An 8,405-nucleotide genomic window follows, 5' to 3' on the forward strand; every position below is an offset into this window, starting at 1 on the left:
GACAGGTGGGGCGGGGTCATCGGCGCCGGGCTGATCGTCATGCTCGCCGACTACCCCGCCATGGCGGGAAAGTGGCGCGCGGTAGCGGTCAGTGGATCTCGGCAAGGGTGCGCGCCTTGTCGAGCAGCGCACCGGTGGTGACGAGGTCCACGACGGCCTTGATGTCGGGGGCCAGGAAGCGGTCGGGCCCGGGGGCCGGGACCAGCGTGCGGATCTGCTCGACCAGCGCGGCACCGACGGCGCCGGGGCGCTCCGGGGCGCGCATGTCGATCGCGCGAGCGGCGGTGAGGATCTCGATGGCGACCACCTGGCGTGCCCCGGAGATCGCGCGCCGGAGCTTGCGGGCCGCGTTCCAGCCCATCGAGACGTGGTCCTCCTGCATCGCGGAGGTCGGAATTGAGTCGACCGAGGCCGGGACGGCCAGGCGCTTGAGGTCGGACACGATCCCGGCCTGGGTGTACTGCGCGATCATGTGCCCCGAGTCGACCCCGGGGTCGTGGGCGAGGAAGGGCGGCAGCCCGTGGTTGCGGGCCTTGTCGAGGAACCGGTCGGTGCGGCGCTCCGAGATCGAGGCGAGGTCGGCGGTGGCGATGGCCAGGAAGTCGAGTACGTAGCCGATCGGTGCGCCGTGGAAGTTGCCGTTGGACTCGACCCGGCCGTCGAGCGTGACCACCGGGTTGTCGACCGCGCTGGCGAGCTCGGTCTCGGCCACCCGGGCGGCGTGGGCCATGGTGTCGCGCACCGCGCCGTGGACCTGGGGCGCACAGCGCAGCGAGTAGGCGTCCTGCACCCGGGTGAAGCCTGTGCCGCGGTGGTCGGCGACGATGCCGCTGCCCGCCAGGACGGCGCGGATGTTGGCGGCCGAGGTCGCCTGGCCGGCGTGCGGACGCAGCGCCTGGAGGTCCTCGGCGAAGACGCTGTCGGTGCCCTGGAGTCCCTCGATGCTGAGCGCTCCGGCGATGTCGGCGGTGGCCACCAGATCGTCGAGGTCAGCGAGCGCCAGGACGAGCATCGCCAGCATCCCGTCGGTGCCGTTGATCAGCGCCAGCCCCTCCTTCTCGCGCAGCTGCACCGGCGTGATTCCGGCGGCGGCCAGCGCGTCGGCCGCGGGCACCAGCTCGCCGGATGCGTTGCGTACGTCGCCCTCGCCCATCGCTGCCAGCGCGCAGTGGGCGAGCGGGGCCAGGTCGCCGGAGCAGCCCAGGGAGCCGTACTCGCCGATGACCGGGGTGATCTGGGCGTTCAGGAGCGCGGCGTAGGTCTCGGCGACCTCGGGGCGCACGCCGGTCCGCCCCGTGGCGAGGGTCGAGAGCCGCAGCAGCATGAGGCCGCGTACGACCTCCTTCTCGATCTCCGCGCCCGAGGATGCCGCGTGCGATCGGACCAGCGAAGCCTGCAGCTGGGCACGGTGCTCGGGCGGGATCGAGGTGTTGGCCAGCGCGCCGAAGCCGGTCGAGATGCCGTAGTGGGGCCGGGCGTCGTGGGCGAGGTCCTCGATGAGCGCGCGGCTCGTGGCCATCGCCTTCAGGGACTCGTCGGTGAGGGTGATGGGGGCGTCATGACGGGCGACGGCGACTACCTGGTCGAAGGTGAGGGCGCCGACCCCGACGGGAACCGTGGTGTTGGTCATGAGGTGAGTGGATCACATCACACTCACGCGGGTGCGCACAGGCCGTTGTCGGCGGCGTCCTTCTCCTGTTGCTCAGGGGTCACGGACTCGGCCGGGACCTCGTCGGGGGAGGCGCTGACCTCGGGGTTCGCAGGCGTGGCGGTGCTCGTCGGCGAGGTCGCCGGGGCGCCTGGCCGGGCGCTCGCCGGGTCGTGCAGGGGGCGGTCCTCGAGCATCCGCTGCCACAGCTCGTCGGCCTTCGGGAGGATCTGGAGCCGGCCCCAGTTGGGATCGCTCTCGGGATAGGCCTGGTTGGGCACCGTCTCGAACTCGATGCTGTCCGGGTCGACGTCGCGCATCTGCGCGGCCAGCTCCGCCAGCCCTGCGACCGAGCCGATGTCGGTGGTGATCGACTTCGACAGCTCGGTGGCGAACGTGGCCAGTCGGCGTGGCCGGGTCAGGGTGCCGGCGGAGAGGACCTTGGTGGCGAGAGCGGTGAGGAAGTACTGCTGACGCCGCATCCTGCCGAGATCGGCGTTGGGGGTGGAGGAGCGGTTGCGTACGTAGTCGAGCGCCTGCTTCCCGCGCAGGTTGTGGGTCCCGGCGGGGAGGAAGATGTTGTGCTCCTCGTCGTCGATCGCCTCGGGGATGCAGATCGTGACGCCACCGACGGCGTCGACCATGCCGCGGAATCCGGCGAAGTCGAGAGCGAGGTAGTGGTCGACCGGGATGCCGGTGAGCAGCTCGGTCTGGCGGGTGGTGCAGATCGGGCCGCCGAGGGCGTAGGCCTGGTTCCAGATCACGTCCTTGGCCTCGGGGATCGTAGTGCCGTCTGGGGCGGTGCACTCGGGCCGGTCGACGAGCGCGTCGCGGGGGATCGAGACTCCGTAGGCCGACTTCCGGTCGGCGGCGACGTGCAGCAGGATCGTGCTGTCGGAGCCGCCCGAGCCGCCCTCGCCGTCGATCGAGCAACCCTTGCAGTCACGTCCGTCGGTGCCGAGGATCAAGATGTTGAGCGGCTGCTTGGGGCCCTCGTCCTGGTTCTCCGGCTCCTCGACGAGATGGTGGATGTCGCCGCCGGAGCCGAGGTTGCGGTTGAGATGGCCGTAGAACGCCCAGGCGCCGATCCCGGTGCCGACCGCCAGGAACAGCATGGTGACCACGACGGTGAGCACGACCGTACGCGTGCCTGATCTCGTCTCCGACCTCATCACCCTCCCTCGCCCGTCCGCGTGAGCAGACCGTCTGCGTGTGCAGCCCACACAGGTTGTACGCGCCAGTGAGCCGAGAGGTTGCTTCTTCAGGTAACGGCAATGTGAAACCATGAGGAAGGCACTGTCCGAAAACCGCGCGTAATTTCTTTCCTGACACGGCAACATGGTGGACATGGATGGGACGACGAGCGTGAACGGACTCGACTTCGAATCGTGCTACCGCGCCGTTCGGTCGCGCGACCGGCGCTTCGACGGCGTCTTCTACACGGCGGTGGCCTCGACCGGGATCTACTGCCGCCCCTCGTGCCCGGCGCGCACCCCGGCGCTGACCAATGTCTCCTTCCACCGCACCGCCGCGGCGGCCCAGGCGGCCGGCTACCGCGCCTGCAAGCGCTGTCGTCCCGACGCCACCCCGGGCAGCCCGGAGTGGGACGTCGCCGCGACCCTGGCCGGCCGCGCGATGCGGCTGATCGCCGACGGCGTGGTCGATCGGGAGGGTGTCGAGGGGCTGGCCCGCCGGGTCGGCTACTCGCCGCGCCACCTGACCCGGCTGCTGACCACCGAGCTCGGCGCCGGCCCCTTGGCGCTGGCGCGGGCGCGGCGCGCGCAGACCGCCCGGACGCTGGTCGAGACCACCGAGCTCGGCTTCGCGGACATCGCCTTCGCGGCGGGCTTCTCGAGCGTACGCCAGTTCAACGACACCGTCCGCGAGGTCTACGCGGCCTCGCCGACCGAGCTCCGCGGGCGCCGTGGCTCGCGACGCCGGGCCGACGGGACGATCGCGCTGCGGCTCGCGGTCCGCACCCCGTTCGCTGGCCGTGCCCTGCACGCCTTCCTGCGCGACCACGTGGTGCCGGGCGTGGAGGTCGCGGGGGTCGAGGACGGGCGGCTGTGGTTCGCCCGCAGCCTCGATCTGCCCAACGGGCCGGGCACGCTGCGCCTCGAGCTCGCCGACATCCCCGAGGGCGAGACGGGCTTCGTCCACGCGACCTTCAAGCTCACCGACCTGCGGGACACCACCGCGGCGGTCGAGCGCGCCCGGCGGCTGCTCGACGCCGACTGCGACCCGCGTGCGGTCGGCGACGTCTTCACCGGCGACCCGGTGATCGGCCCGCTGGCTCTGGCACTGCCGGGGCTGCGGGTGCCCGGCACCGTCGACGGGGGCGAGCTGGCGCTGCGTACGATCGTGGGGCAGCAGGTCTCGGTCGCCGGCGCGCGCACGGTGCTGGCGGGCATCGTCGCCGAGCACGGTCGCCCGATCGCGACCGAGATCGACGGCCTCACCCACCTGTTCCCGTCCGCGGAGACCCTCGCCGCCGCCGACCCCGCCGGCATGCCCATGCCGCGCTCGCGCGGGCGGGCGGTCACCGGTCTGGCCGCGGCGCTCGCCTCGGGCGAGCTCCAGCTCGACCGCGGCACCGACCGCGACGTCGTGCACGAGCAGCTGCTCGGCCTGCCCGGCGTCGGCCCTTGGACCGCCGACTACGTCGCGCTGCGTGCCCTCGGCCACCCCGATGTCTTCCTGCCGACCGACGTCGGCATCCGACGAGCGCTGGAAGTGCTCGGTGCGCGCGCTGCGGATCCCGCCGCGTGGCGGCCGTGGCGCTCGTACGCCCTGCTCTACCTGTGGACTTCACTGACTGCCCTGGAGGAACTCTGATGTGGACCATCATCGACTCGCCCGTCGGCGAGCTCCGGCTGGTCGCGCACGACGGCGCGATCACCGCGATCGACTTCATGCCCGCGCTCTACGCCGAGGGCCGGCCGCGCGGGGAACGGTCCGACTCGGACCCGTTGCTGATGGAGTGTGCCCGGCAGCTCGGCGAGTACTTCGCCGGTGACCGGACCACCTTCGACCTGCCGCTCGCGCCCTCCGGGACCGCGTTCCAGGAGCGGGTGTGGGAGCAGCTGCTGAAGATCGAGTACGGCACGACCTGCTCCTACGGGCAGATCGCCGGCCGCCTCGATCTGACCGGCCACGGCGCCCGCGCGGTCGGGCTCGCCAACGGCAAGAACCCGATCCCGATCGTGATCCCCTGTCACCGCGTCGTCGGCGCGAACGGTTCGCTGACCGGCTATGCCGGTGGGCTGGACCGCAAGACGACGCTGCTGGGCCTGGAGAGCGGTGCCCTCTTCTGATGGCGAGACCGCAGTTGTGGCGTACGCCGCTGGCAGTCTGTGCGCTCGTGGTCGCGCTCGCCGGGCTCGCCGGATGCGGGGAGGAGACCGCGGAACCCGCCGAACCCGCCGAACCCGTGACCGGTGAGACCACGAGGTCGGCGGACGAGGGGGCGAGCGAGTTGCTCGTCAACGGACAGGTGACGTGCGACCAAGACGTGTCGAGCGACGAGGCGAAGGACACCATCGAACGCGTCGGCGGGCTTCAGCAGCCGACCTGGTCGGTGCGGTTCGCGGAGAGCACCGCGGCCGGTGTCGTCGTGCTGGTCGCCGGCGACCTCGAGGACGCCCAGCCCCGGCTCTTCGAGGACTACGGCGTCGCCGCGATCGTCGGGCTGACCGAGGACCAGGCTCGGGCCGAGGACTTCAAGGCTGTTCGTGAGGCGGTGCGGGAGATCTGCGGCTGAATGCTCACCGAGGTGACTCGGTGAGCATCCGATGCCGCTACTCCGCAGCCGCCCGCCGCAGCGACTCCGAGAGGCGGTCGGCAGCAGCCAGGACAGCGGGAGCGTGCATCTTGCCGGGCTGCCGGGTGAGACGCTCGAGGGGGCCGGAGACGGAGACGGCGGCGATGACCTTGCCGCCGGGGGAGCGGACCGGAGCGGAGACCGACGCGACGCCGGCCTCGCGCTCGCCGATCGACTGCGCCCAGCCGCGCCGGCGGATGCCGGACAGGGCGGCCGCGGAAAAGGCGGCGTTCTGGAGGCCGCGGTGGAGGCGCTCGGGGTCCTCCCACGCGATCAGTATCTGAGCGGCCGACCCGGCACGCATCGTCAGCTGCGAGCCGACGGGGATCGTGTCGCGCAGACCGGACGGGCGCTCGGCGGCCGCGACACAGACACGGAAGTCGCCCTGGCGCCGCCACAGCTGCGCCGACTCGCCGGTGATGTCGCGCAGCCGCGCCAGAACGGGCCCGGCGGTGGCCAGCAGCCGGTCCTCGCCGGCGGCGGCGGAGAGCTCGGCCAGGCGCGGCCCGAGGACGAAGCGGCCCTGCATGTCGCGGGCGACCAGACGGTGGTGCTCCAGGGCGACCGCCAGACGGTGCGCGGTCGGACGGGCGAGACCCGTGCCGGCCACCAGACCCGCCAGGGTCGCCGGGCCGGATTCGAGAGCTGTGAGCACAAGGGCGGCCTTGTCGAGCACGCCCACACCGCTGGAACTGTCCATATCGCAAGACTAACTTCTCAGAACCTGAGATGCAACGTTACGCTCGTAGAAGCAGACTGGAAGTGGCGGATCTGACATCGCGATCCAACGCTCGAGCAGCCGCCACCGGCCACTACAGACCAAAGATGCCAGATGGAGAACGTGTCATGGGCAGGACCTTGTCGGAGAAGGTGTGGGACGAGCATGTCGTCCGGTCGACCGCGGGAGAGCCCGACCTCCTCTACATCGACCTTCACCTCATCCACGAGGTGACCAGCCCGCAGGCCTTCGACGGCCTGCGGCTGTCCAACCGGAAGGTGCGCCGTCCGGATCTCACCATCGCGACCGAGGACCACAACGTCCCGACCCTCGACTGGGACAAGCCGATCGCCGACCCGGTCAGCCGCACCCAGGTCGAGACGCTGCGCAAGAACGCCGAGGAGTTCGGCGTACGTCTGCACCCCCTCGGCGACGCCGAGCAGGGCATCGTCCACGTGGTCGGCCCGCAGCTGGGCCTGACCCAGCCGGGCATGACGATCGTGTGCGGTGACTCCCACACCAGCACGCACGGTGCGTTCGGCGCGATCGCGTTCGGCATCGGCACCTCCGAGGTCGAGCACGTGCTGGCGACCCAGACGCTGATGCAGGACAAGCCCAAGACCATGGCGGTCACCGTCAACGGCACCCTGCCCGAGGGCGTCAGCGCCAAGGACCTGATCCTCACCCTGATCTCCAAGACCGGCACCGGCGGTGGCCAGGGCTACATCGTGGAGTATCGCGGCGAGGCCATCCGTGAGCTCTCCATGGAGGCCCGGATGACGATCTGCAACATGTCGATCGAGTGGGGCGCGAAGGCCGGCATGATCGCCCCCGACGAGACCACCTTCGCCTACATCAAGGACAAGCCCGAGGCTCCGAAGGGCGCCGAGTGGGACCAGGCCGTCGCGCACTGGAAGTCCCTGGTCACCGACGAGGACGCGGTCTTCGACAAGGAGATCGTCCTCGACGCCGCCGAGGTCACCCCGTTCGTCACCTGGGGCACCAACCCGGGCCAGGGCGTCCCGCTGGGCGCCTCGGTTCCGAGCCCCGACGACTTCGACGACGCCGACGAGAAGATCGCGGCCGAGAAGGCCCTGGCCTACATGGGCCTCGAGGCCGGCACCCCGATGCGCGAGGTGCACATCGACACCGTCTTCCTCGGCTCGTGCACCAACGGCCGCATGGAGGACCTGCGTACGGCCGCCGACATCATCCAGGGCCACCGCGTCGCCGAGGGCACCCGGTTCCTGGTCGTCCCCGGCTCGGCCAAGGTGCGCCTCCAGGCCGAGGAGGAGGGTCTGCACAAGATCTTCCTCGACGCCGGCGCCGAGTGGCGCGGCGCGGGCTGCTCGATGTGCCTGGGCATGAACCCCGACACCCTCGCCCCCGGCGAGCGCAGCGCGTCGACCTCCAACCGCAACTTCGAGGGTCGCCAGGGCAAGGGCGGACGCACCCACCTGGTCTCGCCGGAGGTGGCCGCTGCCACCGCCGTACGCGGCACCCTCTCCTCGCCCGCCGACCTGACTCTCGTGGAGGCCTGAGAACCATGGACAAGTTCACGACCCACACCGGCACCGGCGTGCCGCTGCGCCGCAGCAACGTCGACACCGACCAGATCATCCCGGCGGTCTACCTCAAGCGGGTCACCCGCACCGGCTTCGAGGACGGCCTCTTCGCCGCCTGGCGCAACGACCCGTCCTTCGTGCTCAACAACGAGGCGTACGCCGGGGCCTCCGTGCTCGTCGCCGGCCCCGACTTCGGCACCGGCTCCTCGCGTGAGCACGCCGTCTGGGCGCTGATGGACTACGGCTTCCGCGTCGTCATCTCCAGCCGTTTCGGCGACATCTTCCGCGGCAACTCCGGCAAGGCCGGCCTGCTCGCGGCGAAGGTCGACGAGAAGGTCGTCCAGAAGCTGTGGGACCACCTCGACGACAACCCCGGCGCCCAGATCACGGTCGACCTCGAGTCGCGCACCGTCCGGGCCGGCGAGGGCGCCGATGCCATCGAGGACTCCTTCGACATCGACGACTACACCCGCTGGCGCCTCCTCGAGGGCCTCGACGACATCGGCATCACGCTGTCCCACGCCGACGACATCGCGGCGTACGAGGCCACCCGGCCCTCCTTCAAGCCGGTCACCCAGCACGCCTAGACCGAATCGGCAGTTGTGGGCGACGAGAGTGCACTCTCTGTCTCTTAGCCGCATCTCCTAGCGGACC

The 8,405-nt window shown here is 71.1% G+C and carries 8 protein-coding genes; 5 read left to right on the forward strand and 3 right to left on the reverse strand.

Features of this window, described 5'->3' with window-relative positions; translation table 11 throughout:
- Window positions 1–88 precede the first annotated feature (88 nt).
- Together hutH and ACFVDI_RS28130 are read right to left on the reverse strand one after the other, a co-directional pair.
- Window positions 89–1,630 (reverse strand): histidine ammonia-lyase, encoded by a 1,542-nt coding sequence (hutH, locus tag ACFVDI_RS28125; RefSeq protein ID WP_378912180.1) that lies wholly within the window; start codon window positions 1,628–1,630, stop codon window positions 89–91.
- Between the two features lie 23 nt (window positions 1,631–1,653).
- Complete coding sequence (locus ACFVDI_RS28130) at window positions 1,654–2,820, reverse strand: LCP family protein (protein WP_378912181.1); 1,167 nt, start codon at window positions 2,818–2,820, stop codon at window positions 1,654–1,656.
- 175 nt (window positions 2,821–2,995) lie between these two features.
- Here ACFVDI_RS28130 and ACFVDI_RS28135 point away from each other — a divergent pair, with 175 nt between their 5' ends.
- Genes ACFVDI_RS28135 through ACFVDI_RS28145 form a run of 3 tightly spaced genes read left to right on the forward strand, consistent with a single transcriptional unit; the run spans window position 2,996 to window position 5,408 of the window.
- Window positions 2,996–4,483 (forward strand): Ada metal-binding domain-containing protein, encoded by a 1,488-nt coding sequence (locus tag ACFVDI_RS28135; RefSeq protein WP_378912182.1) that lies wholly within the window; start codon window positions 2,996–2,998, stop codon window positions 4,481–4,483.
- The gene (locus tag ACFVDI_RS28140) at window positions 4,483–4,962 is read left to right on the forward strand and encodes a methylated-DNA--[protein]-cysteine S-methyltransferase (protein WP_378912183.1); all 480 of its coding nucleotides are present in this window, start codon (window positions 4,483–4,485) and stop codon (window positions 4,960–4,962) included. The genes ACFVDI_RS28135 and ACFVDI_RS28140 overlap by 1 nt, the downstream gene beginning before the upstream one ends.
- A complete protein-coding gene (locus ACFVDI_RS28145; protein ID WP_378912184.1) occupies window positions 4,962–5,408 on the forward strand; it encodes a hypothetical protein in 447 nt (148 codons plus the stop codon). Before ACFVDI_RS28140 ends, ACFVDI_RS28145 begins: the two co-directional genes overlap by 1 nt.
- A gap of 37 nt (window positions 5,409–5,445) precedes the next feature.
- Here ACFVDI_RS28145 and ACFVDI_RS28150 read toward each other — a convergent pair whose 3' ends face one another.
- A complete protein-coding gene (locus tag ACFVDI_RS28150; protein ID WP_008358359.1) occupies window positions 5,446–6,168 on the reverse strand; it encodes an IclR family transcriptional regulator in 723 nt (240 codons plus the stop codon).
- A 146-nt stretch (window positions 6,169–6,314) separates the two neighbouring features.
- Between ACFVDI_RS28150 and leuC the strand changes: the two genes are divergently transcribed.
- Together leuC and leuD are read left to right on the forward strand one after the other, a co-directional pair.
- Entirely contained in the window at window positions 6,315–7,727 is a 1,413-nt protein-coding gene (leuC, locus tag ACFVDI_RS28155; RefSeq protein ID WP_378912185.1) for a 3-isopropylmalate dehydratase large subunit, read from the forward strand.
- A 5-nt stretch (window positions 7,728–7,732) separates the two neighbouring features.
- A complete protein-coding gene (gene leuD, locus ACFVDI_RS28160) occupies window positions 7,733–8,338 on the forward strand; it encodes a 3-isopropylmalate dehydratase small subunit (protein WP_378912186.1) in 606 nt (201 codons plus the stop codon).
- Window positions 8,339–8,405: the final 67 nt, after the last annotated feature.

The sequence above is a fragment of the Nocardioides sp. NPDC057767 genome (assembly GCF_042798275.1).
Lineage (GTDB): Bacteria > Actinomycetota > Actinomycetes > Propionibacteriales > Nocardioidaceae > Nocardioides.

Coding starts and splice junctions, on each gene's coding strand:
- hutH (WP_378912180.1), bottom strand. CDS start 1,630: ATGACCAACACCACGGTTCCCGTCGGGGTCGGCGCCCTCACCTTCGAC.
- ACFVDI_RS28130 (WP_378912181.1), bottom strand. CDS start 2,820: ATGAGGTCGGAGACGAGATCAGGCACGCGTACGGTCGTGCTCACCGTC.
- ACFVDI_RS28135 (WP_378912182.1), top strand. CDS start 2,996: ATGGATGGGACGACGAGCGTGAACGGACTCGACTTCGAATCGTGCTAC.
- ACFVDI_RS28140 (WP_378912183.1), top strand. CDS start 4,483: ATGTGGACCATCATCGACTCGCCCGTCGGCGAGCTCCGGCTGGTCGCG.
- ACFVDI_RS28145 (WP_378912184.1), top strand. CDS start 4,962: ATGGCGAGACCGCAGTTGTGGCGTACGCCGCTGGCAGTCTGTGCGCTC.
- ACFVDI_RS28150 (WP_008358359.1), bottom strand. CDS start 6,168: ATGGACAGTTCCAGCGGTGTGGGCGTGCTCGACAAGGCCGCCCTTGTG.
- leuC (WP_378912185.1), top strand. CDS start 6,315: ATGGGCAGGACCTTGTCGGAGAAGGTGTGGGACGAGCATGTCGTCCGG.
- leuD (WP_378912186.1), top strand. CDS start 7,733: ATGGACAAGTTCACGACCCACACCGGCACCGGCGTGCCGCTGCGCCGC.